The following is a 16,108-nucleotide window of genomic DNA, read 5'->3' as shown; positions in this document are numbered from 1 at the left end:
CTCCCTTCCAGTTATATCGTATTTTTAATGGTATCCAAAAGTGTGCCGTCACGGTACAGGACTTTTGCCACTACCCTGTCGCCCCGTTTCACGGCCTTCGGTACACCCGCAATCTCTTCTGCGATCTTCTTTAATTCTTTTATATCCTTTACCGGAAGTCCGGCTTTTTCTAATTTTTCTCTCAGTTCTTTCCGGGCCGGATTGACTGCAATGCCCCTCTGGGTTACGATCACATCCACGGTGCTGCCCGGTGTGGATTTGCAAAGTACCTCATCCACAATGAGAGGAAGTCTTGCTCTTATCAAGGGGGCCACTACAATCGCAAGCTTAGCTCCTGCCGCTGTGTCGCAGTGTCCGCCGGAACCGCCCATAATGTAACCGTTGGAATCTGTATGTACATTTACATTAAAGTCTGTGTCCACCTGGGTCGCCCCCAGGATCACCACATCCAGGCTGTCCACCGCAGCGCTTTTGGCAGCCGGTGAGGCATAACGCATGGCGGAGATCTCCTGATGCTTCGGATTCTCACGGATGGACTCAATGGCTTTCAGATCAAAGCACTGTACATCCAGAATGGTCTCAAAATACCCTTTATTTGCCATATCCACCAGATATCCGGTGATGCCGCCCATGCAGAAGCTGCCTTTGATATGGTCCTTTTCCATCATTTCCTCCACATATTTGGCAACAGCCAGGGACGCGCCGCCGGCACCTGTCTGGAAGGAAAATCCATCCTTTAAATATCCGGAATTCTTTACCACCTGTGCGGCCAGTCCTGCGATCCGCAGGCCCACCGGGTCACGGGTGATCTTTGTGGTTCCGGAGACGATCTTTGTGGGGTCGCCTATCTGCTCCACTTCCACCACATGATCAATGTATCCTTCCGCAATGGAGGTATCCCTCAATGGGTATGGTACCAAATTGTCAGTCAGGGCCACCACCTTCTTTGCGTGCATGGCATCCGAGAATGCATAACCCATGGAGCCGCAGGCAGAAGGTCCGTACTTGCCGCTCAAGTTCCCCATGCAGTCTGCGCAGGGTGCGGCTATAAACGCAATGTCAACCTTTGAGGAGCCGTTTTCCATATCCCCGGCTCTCCCCCCGTGGCTTCTGAAGACCACCGGGCGCTCCAGGATCCCCTGGGAGATGGCTCTGCCCACTTTGCCGCCCATATAGTTGCATTCCAGGCCTGTGACAACACCGTTTTTTATGTGTTCAAGGATCGGCTCATGGATGTCAAAGATGGAACTTGCATTCACATTTAAGTCTTTGATCCCCATTTCCGCCGCCTGGGCAAGCACCATGTTCAGCACATAGTCGCCGTTTCTCATATGATGATGGAAGGAGATGGTCATCCCATCCTTTAAACCTGTCTTTTCCATGGCTTCTTTTAAGGAGCCGAGTAATTTACTCATACTGTGCACCTCCATAAATGGCTTTCTCCATTTCCAGCACCTGGGAGGCGCGTTTTACTATGGGGGCATCTATCATTTTACCGCGGAGGGAGATCACACCTTTACCCTGGCGCTTGCCCTCTTCAATGGCATCCATCACGTCGTGGGCATAGGCGATCTCTGCCTCCGTAGGAGAAAATACAGCATTGACAATGTCCACATGGCGGGGTGATATAACGGCTTTTCCGGCAAATCCCAGACTTTTTGCAAACTCTGTGTCCTTCTCAAGCCCTTCCATATCCTCCACATCCGTGAATGGTGTATCATACGCTTCAATGCCGCAGGCCCTGGCAGCACACACCAGCCTGGTTCTGGCATAGAAAATCTCATTTCCCTCTTTTGTCCGCTTACAGTGCAGGTCAGCGGTAAAATCCTCACCGCCTAGGAACAGGCCGATCACCCTTGCGTCTGCAGATGCAATGTCGAAAGCCTTCTCCACACCCATAGCAGTCTCGATCAGGGGAAGGATCTTAACGGTCCCCTCCTCTATTTTGTTTTCCCGTTCCACCTCTGCCATACAGGCGGATACTTCCCGGATCATATCACCGCCGCTTACTTTTGTGGGCATGATCACATCCGGTTTCAGGGGAATGACGGCTTTTAAGTCCTCTTTCCAGAACGCTGTGTCCGTGGGATTGATCCGCACCACTGTCTCACAGCCCGGATAGGACTGATAGCGGAGGGCATTTCTCACCAGTATCCTGGCTGCATCCTTTTCATCCGGAGATACGGCATCCTCCAGATCGAAGATGATCGTATCCGCTCCCAGGGTATCACCGTTGATCAGCATGTTCGGCGTATTTCCCGGTAAAAATAACATGGTTCGTCTCATGGCTGCTCAACTCCCCCTCTTTTTAGTGCGGTCTCCATACGCGCGCGGATCACACAATCCAGTGCGCCTTTGTCCTTGATAAAAACTTTCCCTGTAGACACTTCAAATTCTTTCAGTGTGTCCAGTACAGCGGCCCGTATGGAATCCATATACTGGTTGGCTACTACAGAGTCAATTTCCAGTGTCAGTTCTTTGTCGTCCGGCTCGATCTGGATGAACAAATCACTGGATTCCAGGGTTCCTGCTACTGCATTCTTGAGAATCTTCACAGGTTTTCTCCTTTCTGCATTACATATCTTTTTATAGTCCGCCGACTCCGGCTTTTACAGAAACTTCCGCCAAATCACCTCAGCCTTTTGGCCTCACAGCACACCTTTGGCATATGCGGAACCTTCTGGAAAAGCCGAAATCAATCGGCTTATTCTCATTCTTCCACCGCGCTCCTGGATACACCGGCCTGTGCCAGGATCTTTTTCTCATATGCCAGGGCATTTTTTTCTATGACTGCGACTTCTTTGGCGGTCTCTTCCACAAAAGCCTCGTCTTTGATGGATTCCAGGTTGATCTTTACATTGAAAAGCGCTCCTAATACTGCTGTCCTTGCCATCATTGTGGCTACCAGAGCGTCTGTCACTGCTGTCTTGTTGCCTTTTGTCACCATAGCTTCCGCGTAGGGCATAACCTCGTAGGCGCGTTTTGCAACAGATAAGGGAACCGCAACGGCTGCCTTTAAGCCATCCTGCATGGCCTTTGTGCGGGCTGCCTTCTCCTCCTCTGTCTCTTTCGGAAGGGTCAGGGCCTGCATGTACAGGTCAAAGGATTCGCTGTCGCGCTTGATGTCATCCAGAAGATGCTCACAGATCTCATGCATGGGAGCAACTGCCTTCTTCATCTCCTCTTCCACTTCCGCATATTTTTTCTTGCCGATGGTGAGTCCTGCCACCATCTCTGTCAAAGCCGCCGCCAGGGCACCAGCAAGGGCGGAAATACTTCCGCCCCCCGGTACTGGTTCATTGGAGGCTGTCTGCATGGCAAACTGTTCAACTGTCATATTTTTCATGATGTGTAACCTCTCCTAATCGAATCAGATATATGTTGGTAACAGTTCAGCCTTCCTCTGTCCCGCGAGGTGTTGCCTTGCAATTGCAAGGCAATCCCGAGACAGCCACGCGCCAGACTGCAGTTTATGCAGTCTGTACCCTGAAGGGCAGAACTGTGCATGCTTTTGTTGCTATGAAGCCGGAAGGCTGAATAGTAACATATGTCGTAATCATTTCTTTCTTACAGACGTGTCTCCAGAACCTGTTTGGAATCAAAGCCTTCAAAGCCTAAGTAGTATTCCGCGCAGTCAACGATGGCCTGCAGCGGGATCAGTCCTACTACCTCACTGCCCAGTACATTGACACCGTAGCGTCTTGCCTCCATGCGTACGGTCTCAAATACCGTGTAAACAGAAGTCTTTGTATAATCTGTCAGGTTCATAGATACCTGAGCGATATTTCTGTCCTCCAGCATAACGCCCATGGCTTTGCAGAAACGGAAGCCGCCTTTTACGTGACGGATCTTATCTGCGATTTTCTGTGCGATCTCCACATTCGGAGTATCCAGATTGATGTTGTAGGCGATCAGAGGCATTCTTGCGCCGATCGCTGTCACACCGCCTGTAGGATGAATGGTGTTCGGGCCAAAGTCCGGTTTCCATTTTTCCTGGTCTTTCATTTTCTCAGCCATGCCCTCAAACTGTCCCTGGCGGACTTTAGCCAGATTCTCTCTGTGAGGAGCTGTGGCTGATTTCTCATATAAGAAGAAGGGCTGTCCGAATTTCTCAGATGCCTCTTTTGCCACTGCTTTTGCCACTGCATCAGCGTCTTCCACTGTCACGCCGCGGATGGGAATGAACGGAACAACGTCCACACAGCCCATACGGGGATGCTGGCCCTGATGTTTTGTCATATCGATCAATTCCACTGCTTTACCGATTGCTGCAACCATTGCGTCTTTTAACGGCTCCGGCTCACCGATAACTGTTACAACGCTTCTGTTGTGATCTTCATCGGAGGTGTAGTCCAAAAGCTTAACGCCCTCTCTGTTACGGAAGCAGTCAACGATCTTTTCTAATTTTTCTTTGTCTCTTCCTTCACTGAAATTAGGTACGCATTCGATAATTCTTTCCATGATATTTTCTCCTTTATGTTGTTATGGATTTGGGGTTGCCGTAACGTTTCAGACATCTGAACTATTACGGGTTACCATTCTTTGTGATAAACAGTATCGCCATTCTTGATCACCGTCTCCACCAAATTGATTGCTGTGTGGTAGGGCATAAAATGAATGGACGGGAATTTTAAGAAAATAATGTCTGCGGCTTTTCCCGGTTCTAAGCTTCCCACTTTGTCCGCACGGTCAACAGCGGCTGCGCCGTTGATGGTAAGGGCTGTGATGACTTCCTCTATAGACATATTCATGTAAATACATCCAAGGGCAACCATCAGAGGGATGGAATTGGAGAAGCAGCTTCCCGGATTCAGATCCGAAGCCAGCGCAACCGCGCAGCCCTCGTCGATCATCTTTCGGGCAGGCGCATATTCCTCCTTCAGTCCAAAAGCGGTCAGGGGCAGGATGGTACTGATGACACCGGCATCCCGCATCTGGCGGATGCCTTCATCGGATGCTTTCAGCAGATGGTCTGCGGAAACCGCGCCGACTCTCGCCGCCAGTTCAGAGCCTCCAAGCTGGTAGATCTCATCTGCATGGATCTTCAGCTTAAAGCCCATTTCCTTTGCTTTTGTCATATAATACTCGGAGTCTTCCACCGTAAATACATTCTTCTCTGTGAAGATATCTGCAAACTCTGCCAGATCCTCCTTTTTTACCTTTGGCATTACATGTTCTAACTGTTCGTCCAGAAATTCTCTTTCTTTTCCCTTCCACTGGGGAAGCACACTGTGAGGCCCCAGGAATGTGGAAACAATGTCCACCGGATGGGTTTCGTTTAACTTTTTCATGGCACGGAGCATTTTCAGCTCTGTGTCACAGTCCATACCGTAGCCGCTTTTGCCTTCCACGGTTGTCACGCCGAATTCCAGCATACGGTTCAGGCGCTCTTTGCCGGCTTCCATCAGTTCTTCCTCTGAAGCTTCTCTGGTAGGAACCACGGTGGCGTTGATCCCGCCTCCGCGTTCCATAATAGACATGTAACTGTCGCCTTTCAGTCTCCAGGAGAATTCATCTGCACGGTATCCGCCAAAGATAAAGTGGGTATGGGAGTCTACAAATCCCGGCATAACGGTCTTACCCGCTGCGTCGATCACTTCGTATTCTTCCGGATTTACCTGTTTATCCAGTTCTTCTGTGGTACCCACGGCTATGATCTTATCATCATGGATGATCACTGCACCGTCATAGATCAGGCCGATATCCGACATTTCTTTTCCATGCTTCGGCGCTTTTCCCTTACAGGTCACAAGCTCGGAGGCATGGCGGATGTAACGTTTCTTCATGTCTTATCTCCTTTTAACGATTCTCAGTGATGTGCGTGATGTTCTTCCACCACTACGTCTTTACATACTCTCTCGATCATATCGTCATCTGCAAGGTACGGCATGGTGATGTAATCCTGCCCTTCCCTTATCTTGTTGTACTCTGCTACGGTCTCGATGGAGTGCTCGCATCTTCCCCAGCTCCTCCTGGATACTCCGATCATGGTATCCCACGGGATGGCTGCCTTTAAGATCTCATCCACTCTCTCGCTTCCGTCCAGCACCATCCCGAATCCTCCGTTGATGGATTTGCTGATCCCTACGCCGCCTCCGTTGTGCAGCGCCACCAGGCTCATCCCCCTGGCTGCGTTTCCGGCATAGCAGTGCACTGCCATGTCCGCTGTGATGTTGGAGCCGTCATAGATATTGGAGGTTTCTCTGTACGGGGAATCCGTTCCGCCTGTGTCGTGGTGGTCACGGCCCAGCATCACCGGTCCGATCTCGCCGTTCCTTACCATCTCATTGAACTTAAGGGCGATATCCCTTCTTCCCAGGGCATCCTGGTACAGGATACGGCACTGGGTCCCCACTACTAATTTATTCTTCTCCGCGTCACGGATCCAGATGTAGTTGTCCCTGTCCTGGCTCCTTCTGTTCGGGTCGATCACTTCCATGGCCGCATGGTCTGTGGCACGCAGGTCCTCCGGTTTTCCGGACAGGCAGCACCAGCGGAACGGGCCGTATCCGTAGTCGAACAGCTCCGGTCCCAGGATATCCTCCACATAGGACGGGAACACGAATCCCTCGCTTGTGTCCACACCGTTCTTGGCGATATCCTTTGCTCCCGCGTCGAACACCGCACGCATGAAGGAGTTTCCGTAATCAAAGAAGTAGGAGCCTCTCTCCACCAGGGTCTTGATCAGGTGGTAGTGTTTCACCAGGGTCTTATCCACCAGCTCACAGAACTTCTCCTTGTCGTTTGCCAGCATCTCCGTGCGCTCCTCAAAGGTCAGGCCCTGCGGGCAGTAGCCTCCGTCGTAAGGCACGTGGCAGCTTGTCTGGTCGGATAACAGCTCGATCTTGATGTTGTTGTCCACTGCGTACTGCAGCAGGTCCACGATATTTCCGTGGTAGGCAATGGATACGGTCTCTTTCTTCTCCATGTATTCCTCTGCCACACGGAACGCCTCCGCTGCATCCTCGATCACCAGGCCTACCCAGCCCTGGCTGTGGCGGGTCTCGATACGGGAGGCATCCACCTCCGCTACGATACCCACGCCCCTTGCGATCTCAATGGCTTTGGGCTGTGCGCCGCTCATGCCGCCAAGTCCGCTTGTGACGAACAGATGGCCGGACAGATCCCCGTCCTGGGGTACGCCTAAGAACTTACGTCCTGCGTTCAGGATGGTGTTGAAGGTTCCGTGCACGATACCCTGCGGGCCGATGTACATCCAGCCGCCGGCTGTCATCTGGCCGTAGGAGGATACGCCCATGGCTGTGGCTTTCGCCCAGTCCTCCGGGTTGTCGAACATACCCACCATCAGGCCGTTGGTCACGATGACACGGGGGCTTGTCTTGTGGGATTTGAACAGGCCCATGGGATGGCCGCTCATCATCACAAGGGTGTGCTCGTCTGTGAGCTCCTCCAAGTATCTCTTGATCAGCTGGTACTGCATCCAGTTCTGGCAGACCTGGCCAGTCTCCCCGTATGTAACAAGCTCGTATGGATAGAGGGCCACCTCATGGTCCAGGTTGTTGTCGATCATGACCTGGAATGCCTTTCCTTCCACACATTTTCCTTTATATTCATCAATGGGTCTTCCATAGATCCTGTCTTTTGGCATGAAACGGTATCCGTAGATACGTCCTCTTGTCAGAAGTTCGTCTAAAAATTCCGGTGCAAGCTGTTCGTGCAGCTCTTCCGGCACATATCTGAGGGCGTTTGCTACCGCCAGTTTGATCTCCCTTTTGTTCAGGGTCAGTTCTCTCTTCGGGGCTCTTCTGACACCTTCTTTGAAGGTCGGGTATTCCGGCAGAACGGGATCCAGTTTGATTTCCATTGCTTTTCCGATTTCCGCATTGTTCATTTCACATCGTCTCCTTTACTTTTTTATGATTTTAGCACCGGGACAGTCTAAAAAACGTCTATTTCCGATAAAGTTCCTGGACGGTATGAAATTTTTTTAGATATTTTAACCGAAATCCCTTCTGTATTTTAGTTTGATAAAGGGAAAATGTACTAATACACCAGAAAGTATTTTGGCTATTTTTGCAACAAATGCGATTTCAGGAATTCCGACGCTGCCATAATATACTTTATTCTGTTTTTTTGTTTAATTATCACATGGCCTTCGTCCTCAAAACAAAGGTAATCCACTTCCCTCCCGAGAGCTTCAAGCCGTTTTGCGGCGTGTTCCGCTTCACTTACCGGCACTCTGGTATCATTGGCACCGTGCACAATGAGAAGCGGACAGGTCAGATCCTCAATCACGGCTTCCGGGGAAAGGTCTTTCAGGAGCTGTCTGTCTTGTTCCAGACTTCCGTATTCCGCCTCCCTTGCCGCCCTTCGGTAACCCGCCGTATGCTTTAAAAAGCTCACCAGGTTAAACATGCCCACAACTTCCACTGCACAGGCCCAGAGCTTCGGCATTCTGGCAGCACAGAGAAGTGTCATATATCCGCCGTAGCTTCTGCCGAACACTGCCATTCTCTTTGCATCCGCGGTACCTGTCTTTGTCAGATGATCTGCAAGGGCCTCGATATCCCCCACTGCGTCCAGACGTTTTTCCTTGTTGTCCAGGTTCAGATACGTCTTTCCATATCCTGTACTTCCCCGCACGTTAGGCGCAGCCACCGCAATGCCCTCGCTGACAAGATACTGGATGGTCTCCTCGTAAAAACGCCGGATCTGCGATTCCGGCCCTCCGTGAATATAGATGGCCACCGGAAGATTTTCGGCAGGGATCCCTTTGGGGACATAAAGCCAATAGGGAATTTCCAGACCGTCAAAGCTTTGATAACGGCACAGCACCGGTTCCACAAGTGCATCCTGCCCCACTGTCATGTTTTCGTTTTCTGTCACCTGTTTCAGAGTGCCTTCCTCTGCGTCCAGCAGCCATATATTCTGGGTCCTGCTGCCACTCTCAAAGGAAAAGAGCAGTCTGTAACCTGTCTCTGACCATGTGACCGGTTCCTCATCTCCTATGGTGCCCAGGGGGATCTGAGGGATCTTTATTTCTTTTTTGGATGCGGTCTCCAGAATATGTATCCCGGAATCCCCGTCCTCATTCACCACAACAGCCAGATACCTGTCATCCTTTGACACGGCAATATGGGTCACATCCCAATCCACCTCATATATTTCCTGTGTCTGCCCGGTTTCCCTGTCCCAGAACAGCACTCTTTTAAATTCCCGCTCCCTGTCACTGATAAAATAAAAACCGCTTCCATCCCCAAGCCACGCCGGGCTTTCCTCCATGGCACACTGCTGCTCTTTGCTTACCTTTCTCTCTTCCCCTGTATGGAGGTTTTTGCAGTAAATCTGCATATCCGCAAAGGAGGTCCTCCTACTATATAAAAGGATTTCCTCGTCCGGGCTGATGGACAGAGGAAGACAGACAGCATCTTTTCCTTCTATTAATATATCTGTTTTTCCGTTCAGCAGATTCTTCCTGCAGATATCAAAGATACAGCGCAGCCTTTTGTTGGAAGCGTAGTATACCCAGTCCCCGCTCACATCTCCCAGATGGCTGCGCACATTTCTCGGATGGTACACCACAGGCATCACTTCCCTGTTGTCTGTACCGATCCTGTAAATCTGTTCATTTTCATCTCCGTCCATATCCATAGCGAAAAACACCTGCCCTGCGAAATACCGCATCCGGCTGATCTTATCGCTGTTATGCGTCATTTTCCTGCTGCTTCCGGTGCACAGGTCTTTTTCCCAAATCTGCGGCACCCCATCCCTGGTATCCAGGTAGTAAATGGTATCCTCTTTTCCCCATACAGGGTAACTGCATTTTGCTGCTGTTAAATACTCTTTTATATTTCCCATAATCTTATCCCCATTAGTCGGGAATCCGGATCATCTGTTCTGGCCTTCCTCTTGTTTTCCGCTGTTTGGTGCCCACCACCTGGGCGGCATCTGCTGCCACCATCTTCTGCAGGTATTTGCTTGCTGCCCGCACAGTGACGCCCAAACTGTCCGCAAGGAGCTGGGCTGTCACCGTCCCCTCCTCCTGCTTTTGGGCGACGGCACAGATTTTCTGCAGAGTCAGTGCCGATACCCCTGTCTCCTCCGCCATTTTGGCATATTTTTCAGAGGGCGTTGTGGACAGTACCATACAGCTTCCTGAAATCAGGGGGCCGATCAAGTTTTCGTTTTCATCTATGGCATAACTGGCACCTTGAGGATGCATCATGGATTCCTGGTTGGCATTCATGGCCTCCAGCCTTGCCCGTGTGGTATCTCTTCCCAGTCCATATCCGATACATACCCTGGCACCGGTCTTTCTCTCCAGGTATTTTTTCAGCATACAGACCGAATATTTATCTGTGATTCGATCGATCACACCGGCGCTGGTATGGACCTCATACACAGAGGCATGCCGCTGCAGCATAAAATCACAGTCATGCTCTCTTGAAAACTGCAGGATCGCCGTCTGCATGGCAAGTTCCCCCAGTTCATCCCGCTCCTGTCCGTTCCTGCCCGCAGTGATGTTGATCACAGCAGGCATACTCTCCTTCATTTTATCCAGCTCAATGGTGAGAAGAAGCCTTTTGATCACATCCCGCATATAAGAAATACCGGGGTATACAAAATGGCAGGGGATCCCCATCTCCTCAAAATCCTTTGCCGCTGTACTCAGACGTGTGATCACCTGGTCAATCCGGCCTGCCTCCCACTTCCCGCGGACGTCCTCCACCATTTTATAGCGGAGTGCTTTCAGCTCTTCCAGACTCATGCAGGCTACCATGCTGCAGAAATTTTCCCCTTCCGCTTCCAGGGTTTTGTTTTCCACAGCTTCCCTGATATTTTTACCCATCATAAAATCCGCGTAGAGGCGTTCTGCCTTCAGATCCGGGTTCAGTGTCATGAGCCCGAACAGTTCCTGGTAGTATGCCAGCATATCCACATGGAAGGTTTCAATGGGCTTCCTGGTATCCGGGCAGGCTGCGCGCAGCAGTGCTCTGGAGATAATGCCGTTTATAATGAATCCGTCATACTTGTCTTCAATACTTTTATAGATGTCCGGAATCTCCGATGATTTTTTATAATAGAAGGTGGTAAACGTACAGCTCTCCTCAAAGGGAAGGACTGCCTCCTTTACCCTGTTATCCATAAATTCCGTGCTGATAATTGCTGTTTTATATTTCATCGTCTGCCACCTTTCAAAGTTTTCTTACGGTCCGTGCAGTACATGCACAGACTACTGAATTGTTATTATCCAGTTTACTACTACTTTCCCTTCGCCGCAAGATATGCTTTCGCCCCGCAGGCAAAGGCTGCGGCACCGCTTGCCAGGCTGGTCTCATCATAGCGCACTTTCGGATGGTGTCCTGCAAATTCATAGCCGTGCTCTTTGTCTCCGCCGCCCACCACGAAAAACATGGAAGGCACCAGGCGGCTTACCTCTGCAAAATCCTCAGAACCGGAGGTCGTCTGGCTGACGCGGACAGCGGCCTTGCCCAGTGTTTCTGAAAAGCCTTTACCTATGATATCCGCGCATGTCTCATCCACAGTGAGGGCACTGACCGAAGCCGGAACCTCCAGACTGGCCTTTGCACGGAACATTTCCGCTGTCATCTCCACACATTTCTTAATTCTATCAAGCAGGAACTCCCTGGTCTCCTGTCTGACGGTCCTCAGTGTACCGCCCAGAAAAGCGGTCTTTGGAATGATATTCGCTGCATCCCCGCTGTGAAACATTCCAAAAGTCAGGGCAGCCTGATCCTGAGGGTCCACTTCTCTGGCGATCAGTTCCTGCAGCGCCAGGTGGATATGCACCCCCACATTGACAGGGTCCACAGACTGGTGCGGGCTGGCTCCGTGCCCGCCCTTCCCTTCAATGGCTATCTGCAGCAAATCACTGGAATTACACACAACCCCTGCGTTGTATCCCACAAATCCGGCCGGTGCCAGAGGCATCATATGCACCCCCATAGCTGCATCCACATGAGGATTTTCCAGGATTCCGTCCGCGATCATGGCTTTTGCACCTTCCAGTGTCTCCTCCCCTGGCTGGAACATCAGCTTTACGATCCCCGGAAGCTCCTCCTCCTGCTCTTTCAGAATCTTTGCAGCGCCAAGCAGCATGGCTGTGTGCATGTCATGACCGCAGCAGTGGGCAGCCTGGCCGGATGAGGCGAAAGGAAGTCCGCTCTCCTCCCGCATAGGCAGGGCATCCATGTCAGCCCTTAAAAGGAATACCGGGCCGTCCTTCTTTTTGCCGATGAGGGCCGTGACACCGCATCCGCCGCAGATCTTCGCTTCTATTCCCATGTCACGCAGCTTTCCCATGACAAATTCCGTAGTGACTTTCAGATTCATTCCCAGCTCCGGATTCTGATGCAGAAATCTCCTGTTGGCGGTCATCTCCGGAAGCAGTTCTTTTGCTCTCTCTAAATCGTTCATTTTCTTCTCCTTTATCTCTCTGTAATAGTTTTGTTATTCACTTTTTTTGACGGCTCACCCTCCGGGGCGGGATTTCCCTCTCCCTCCTTTATGACCTTCACCTGTCCCGATTTGAAGAGGAGCCAAGATGAGAGGATCATGACCGGTATGGTGATCAGCACACCGATTCCCCTGTTTATCTTTGCCACAAACACCAGGATCGCCAGCAGGATCAGGATGGGAGCTATCATCATCTTCCATTTTCCCGTGATCTTTCCTCCTGCCGGGTTGGTGACCATCAGGCGGATGAACATACATCCGAACAGGGCCGGAAGCATATATGAGGTAGCCACCTGGACTGTGGGGGAGCTTAAGAGAGGCTGCAGCGGCACCAGCATGAGTACGCCCACAATGACCACCGCTATGGTGATGAGAGAGGACACGGCAATGGCAATGGTACAGACCGCGTCCCCCTCATCGGTATTCTGCTCCGCTTTGGCAATATCAAGGGCATTGAGGGCACAGGGAAGCTTAATATTGGATACATTACCGGTGATCAGGCTCATATAAATGGAGGAGCCCAAAATAGGCGTGTAGGTGACAGATTCCACAATCCCGGTGGGAACATACAGGGCCAGAAGGCCGCCGCAGAACATGAGTAAATCCGCCGCCCTCGGCCACATGTCAAAATATGTACACATGGTAACAGGGATTCCAAGCATGACAACAATGGCAATCACTGTACCGATCCTGCCAATCCGGTGAACCGAGTTGGTATATTCACTTAATCCGTTTTTGTTCATTCTTTTTCTCCTTTATCCCAGAACGTTTGTAGCCAGAACAGCGGCGGCCATCCCCATGATCAGGGCTGCTGACATGATAAAACTGCCCAGCCACTGCACTTTATATTTCCCCACAATATAGAACATAAAAGCAGACACGCAGGCACTTACGATCAGCACCACGATCCCCACACTGCCTCCCAGGATAATATAAGGGATAAAAGCGGCAACCAGGGCGGCGGCAAAGGAAAAATTAAAAACAGCTCCCCAGGCGCCTTTGCTTTTTCTGTATCTTGTCATGCTCACCTGGATTTTCTTGGCACAAAAAATATTTGTTATCATTCCTGCCAAAATGCATATACTGGTTACGAACATGATCGCCCCGAACACTTCGTAATTGTTGGCTGATGCCATAGCACCTGCTGACTGAAATCCGAGGGCATCCGACACCATTTCCGCTGCTGTCAGTTCATAGCTCACAGCACCTACCACGGAAAGCCGGAACCAGGACCATGGCACTCCCAGCACTGCGGAGAGGGAAAAAAGCCCGATGATAACAGAGATAGATGGGATAACAGTAAACACAGCAGAAGACTTGACAACTTCCATGATCGTCTTTTTGGAAATTCCGAGTTCCAATGCCCGCTTCCAGGCTTTGCGCATAAACACCAACACAAGCCCGGAGATGTACAGCAGTCCACCGCCCACCAGCACGTAGAGCAGCCTGCTGTTCGCCACATCAAAATAATTCATTGTTTTTCCTCCTGTTGTAATGGATCCTTTTTTAATTAAAAGAACATTTAAAGAACGTACGTTAATTGTACAATAAAGCATTTCGGTATTTTAGTCAATATAAATTTATATTTTTCTTTTCTTTCGTGAATTATATACAATTTTAGAGTGGTATTTTCGTAGCTTTTGTGGGGTAGTCAGAAATTATTTTTGATGTACAATGGAAATAAAGAACGATTTGATAAAGGAGAGAGAACACATGATATCACAGGATTGCCTGCACGATGCCCTGTCCTACGGAAAATGTTTTACAGGGCTTGGACGGCCGGCTGATTACATTCCGGAGCTTGCCCGGGTCAACAAGCACCAGCTTGGTGTCTGCATTGTAAGTCTGGACGGGGAAACCCTAAAAGAGGGGGCCTATGACAGGCCTTTCACGATACAGAGCATTTCCAAACTAGTCTCCCTGATCCTTGCGCTCCATGACAGAGGAGGGGAATATCTTTTTCAGGACAAGGTAGGCGTAGAGCCTACAGGGGACCCCTTTAACTCCATCATAAAACTGGAGACCAGGACACGGCCCTTTAACCCCTTCATCAATGCAGGTGCCATCACAGTGGCAAGCTGTATTGAGGGAAAGGATACAAAAGAGAGATTTGGACGGTTCCTCACCTACATCCGGCATCTGTGCAACAATGAGGAGATCTATCTGAATGAGAATGTCTATCTCTCCGAAAAAAGCACAGGGGACCGAAACCGTGCCCTGGCATACTATCTGAAGGCATCCGGCATCTTAGAGGGAGATGTGGAGGAATGTCTGGATTTTTATTTCCGTATGTGTTCTGTGGACGTGACGGCACTTGATATTGCCAATCTGAGCGCGGTGCTGGCAAATCACGGGACAAACCCTTTTACAGGGGAAAACCTCATTGAACCCTCCTGCGCCAAAGCCCTCCGGGCCCTGATGCTCACCTGCGGCATGTACGACGGTTCCGGAAGGTTTGCCATGAAAGTAGGATTTCCGGCCAAAAGCGGCGTGGGCGGGGGAATTGCCGCAGTGGTCGTAGACCGGATGGGAATCGGTGTGTACGGGCCGGCCCTGGATGAAAAAGGAAACAGTATAGGGGGAATAAAGATTCTGGAATATCTGGCGAAAAAGCTGGACTGCAGTCTTTTTTAAACGGATAAGACCGCATACAAAAAACACTCTATCGGTATCATGCCGCATACCGATAGAGTGTTTTTGAACCGTTTTTTTATACCAGGTATTCCTCAATAAAGTGGGATGCAACAGCGCCGTCTGAGGCTGCCGTCACTATCTGCCGCAGGGGTTTTGTCCTCACGTCACCCACTGCAAATACACCGGGCAGGTTGGTTCTGGTTGACTCGTCCGCCTGAATATAACCCTGGCCGTCAAGCTCTGTCTGGCCTTTAAAAAGTTCCGTGTCGGGAACCCTGCCAATGGCTGCAAATACACCGTCGCAGGGGATCTCTGTCAGCTGTCCTTCAAGATTCTCCACCACAACACCTGTCACCTTTTTATCATGCAGGATCTGTTTTACCTGGCTGTTCCAGATAAATTCCACACTGCTGTTCTTCAGGGGTTCCAGATAAACGTTTGAAGCCCGCAGCGTATCTCTCCTGTGGACCAGATATACCTTTTTACATATTTTTGTGAGGTACAGGGCATCTGCCGCAGCACTGTTGCCGCCGCCTACTACAACTACGGTCTTATTGCGGTACATCATACCGTCACAGGTGGCACAATACGCAACGCCCCGTCCCCGCAGGGAGGCTTCCTCAGGCAGTCCAATCTCTCTTGGGGAAGCCCCGGTCGCCAGCACTACTGCCCTTGCCTTTACCTGGCCTTTGGATGTGTCGATCACCTTTATTTCATTTTTCAAATCTACGGCAGTCACATTTACAAAAGCCGTCTCTGCACCGAAGCGCTCGGCTCCTCGCTGCATCTTCTCTCCAAGTTCAAAGCCGTCAATACCCTCCTCAAAACCGGGGTAGTTGTCTACCATACTGGTGGTTGCCATCTGTCCGCCCGGTGACAATTTTTCCAGTACCAGAACCGAAAGCCCGCTTCTGGCACAGTAGAGAGCCGCTGTATATCCGCCGGGTCCTCCTCCGATAACAGCCACATCATACATATCTTGTCTCATTTGTATTTCCTCCTGCTGCTTTATATGGAAACCGGATCCTAACCCTTA

Annotated in this window: 14 protein-coding genes; 1 reads left to right on the top strand and 13 read right to left on the bottom strand. The window is 50.6% G+C overall.

What is annotated here, in order from left to right:
* Positions 1-11: 11 nt before the first annotated feature.
* The 12 genes from citF to C6P39_RS20450 all read right to left on the bottom strand — a co-directional run bounded on the left by citF (position 12) and on the right by C6P39_RS20450 (position 13,913).
* Complete coding sequence (citF, locus tag C6P39_RS20505) at positions 12-1,415, bottom strand: citrate lyase subunit alpha (protein ID WP_242987091.1); 1,404 nt, start codon at positions 1,413-1,415, stop codon at positions 12-14.
* Positions 1,408-2,286, bottom strand: coding sequence for an HpcH/HpaI aldolase/citrate lyase family protein (locus tag C6P39_RS20500; RefSeq protein WP_095175207.1), 879 nt, complete (start codon positions 2,284-2,286; stop codon positions 1,408-1,410). Before C6P39_RS20500 ends, citF begins: the two co-directional genes overlap by 8 nt.
* Positions 2,283-2,555, bottom strand: coding sequence for a citrate lyase acyl carrier protein (citD, locus tag C6P39_RS20495; protein ID WP_065542302.1), 273 nt, complete (start codon positions 2,553-2,555; stop codon positions 2,283-2,285). Before citD ends, C6P39_RS20500 begins: the two co-directional genes overlap by 4 nt.
* Before the next feature lie 155 nt (positions 2,556-2,710).
* Positions 2,711-3,346 (bottom strand): cyclodeaminase/cyclohydrolase family protein, encoded by a 636-nt coding sequence (locus tag C6P39_RS20490; protein ID WP_095175206.1) that lies wholly within the window; start codon positions 3,344-3,346, stop codon positions 2,711-2,713.
* A 221-nt stretch (positions 3,347-3,567) separates the two neighbouring features.
* Entirely contained in the window at positions 3,568-4,461 is an 894-nt protein-coding gene (ftcD, locus tag C6P39_RS20485) for a glutamate formimidoyltransferase (protein ID WP_095175205.1), read from the bottom strand.
* 71 nt (positions 4,462-4,532) lie between these two features.
* Positions 4,533-5,786 carry an imidazolonepropionase gene (gene hutI / locus C6P39_RS20480; RefSeq protein WP_104805018.1) on the bottom strand — a complete coding sequence of 418 codons (1,254 nt, stop codon included), beginning with the start codon at positions 5,784-5,786 and terminating at the stop codon, positions 4,533-4,535.
* 23 nt (positions 5,787-5,809) lie between these two features.
* Positions 5,810-7,852 (bottom strand): urocanate hydratase, encoded by a 2,043-nt coding sequence (locus C6P39_RS20475; protein WP_104805017.1) that lies wholly within the window; start codon positions 7,850-7,852, stop codon positions 5,810-5,812.
* A gap of 176 nt (positions 7,853-8,028) precedes the next feature.
* Positions 8,029-9,819 (bottom strand): S9 family peptidase, encoded by a 1,791-nt coding sequence (locus tag C6P39_RS20470; protein ID WP_104805016.1) that lies wholly within the window; start codon positions 9,817-9,819, stop codon positions 8,029-8,031.
* 13 nt (positions 9,820-9,832) lie between these two features.
* Positions 9,833-11,143: a helix-turn-helix domain-containing protein gene (locus C6P39_RS20465; protein ID WP_095175201.1), complete on the bottom strand. Its 1,311-nt coding sequence runs from the start codon at positions 11,141-11,143 to the stop codon at positions 9,833-9,835.
* Between the two features lie 80 nt (positions 11,144-11,223).
* On the bottom strand, positions 11,224-12,399 hold the full coding sequence (locus C6P39_RS20460; protein ID WP_095175200.1) for a M20 metallopeptidase family protein: 1,176 nt from the start codon (positions 12,397-12,399) through the stop codon (positions 11,224-11,226).
* Positions 12,400-12,410: 11 nt separating this feature from the next.
* On the bottom strand, positions 12,411-13,181 hold the full coding sequence (locus C6P39_RS20455; RefSeq protein ID WP_104805015.1) for a hypothetical protein: 771 nt from the start codon (positions 13,179-13,181) through the stop codon (positions 12,411-12,413).
* A 12-nt stretch (positions 13,182-13,193) separates the two neighbouring features.
* A complete protein-coding gene (locus tag C6P39_RS20450) occupies positions 13,194-13,913 on the bottom strand; it encodes a DUF5058 family protein (RefSeq protein WP_095175198.1) in 720 nt (239 codons plus the stop codon).
* Between the two features lie 238 nt (positions 13,914-14,151).
* Here C6P39_RS20450 and glsA point away from each other — a divergent pair, with 238 nt between their 5' ends.
* A complete protein-coding gene (glsA, locus tag C6P39_RS20445; protein WP_104805013.1) occupies positions 14,152-15,072 on the top strand; it encodes a glutaminase A in 921 nt (306 codons plus the stop codon).
* Positions 15,073-15,148: 76 nt separating this feature from the next.
* Here the strand turns inward: glsA and trxB are convergent, their stop codons facing one another.
* Positions 15,149-16,060: a thioredoxin-disulfide reductase gene (gene trxB, locus C6P39_RS20440; RefSeq protein WP_104805012.1), complete on the bottom strand. Its 912-nt coding sequence runs from the start codon at positions 16,058-16,060 to the stop codon at positions 15,149-15,151.
* Positions 16,061-16,108: the final 48 nt, after the last annotated feature.

The organism is Blautia marasmi (assembly GCF_900258535.1).
In the GTDB taxonomy this organism is placed as follows: Bacteria; Bacillota; Clostridia; order Lachnospirales; family Lachnospiraceae; genus Blautia; species Blautia hominis.
This window is presented reverse-complemented; position numbering and strand designations above follow the sequence as displayed.

Excerpts from the sequence above, each read along its gene's own strand:
- ftcD (WP_095175205.1), bottom strand. The coding sequence starts at position 4,461 with ATGGAAAGAATTATCGAATGCGTACCTAATTTCAGTGAAGGAAGAGAC.
- glsA (WP_104805013.1), top strand. The coding sequence starts at position 14,152 with ATGATATCACAGGATTGCCTGCACGATGCCCTGTCCTACGGAAAATGT.
- hutI (WP_104805018.1), bottom strand. The coding sequence starts at position 5,786 with ATGAAGAAACGTTACATCCGCCATGCCTCCGAGCTTGTGACCTGTAAG.
- C6P39_RS20500 (WP_095175207.1), bottom strand. The coding sequence starts at position 2,286 with ATGAGACGAACCATGTTATTTTTACCGGGAAATACGCCGAACATGCTG.
- trxB (WP_104805012.1), bottom strand. The coding sequence starts at position 16,060 with ATGAGACAAGATATGTATGATGTGGCTGTTATCGGAGGAGGACCCGGC.
- C6P39_RS20450 (WP_095175198.1), bottom strand. The coding sequence starts at position 13,913 with ATGAATTATTTTGATGTGGCGAACAGCAGGCTGCTCTACGTGCTGGTG.
- C6P39_RS20470 (WP_104805016.1), bottom strand. The coding sequence starts at position 9,819 with ATGGGAAATATAAAAGAGTATTTAACAGCAGCAAAATGCAGTTACCCT.
- C6P39_RS20465 (WP_095175201.1), bottom strand. The coding sequence starts at position 11,143 with ATGAAATATAAAACAGCAATTATCAGCACGGAATTTATGGATAACAGG.
- C6P39_RS20475 (WP_104805017.1), bottom strand. The coding sequence starts at position 7,852 with ATGAACAATGCGGAAATCGGAAAAGCAATGGAAATCAAACTGGATCCC.
- C6P39_RS20460 (WP_095175200.1), bottom strand. The coding sequence starts at position 12,399 with ATGAACGATTTAGAGAGAGCAAAAGAACTGCTTCCGGAGATGACCGCC.
- C6P39_RS20490 (WP_095175206.1), bottom strand. The coding sequence starts at position 3,346 with ATGAAAAATATGACAGTTGAACAGTTTGCCATGCAGACAGCCTCCAAT.
- citF (WP_242987091.1), bottom strand. The coding sequence starts at position 1,415 with ATGAGTAAATTACTCGGCTCCTTAAAAGAAGCCATGGAAAAGACAGGT.
- C6P39_RS20455 (WP_104805015.1), bottom strand. The coding sequence starts at position 13,181 with ATGAACAAAAACGGATTAAGTGAATATACCAACTCGGTTCACCGGATT.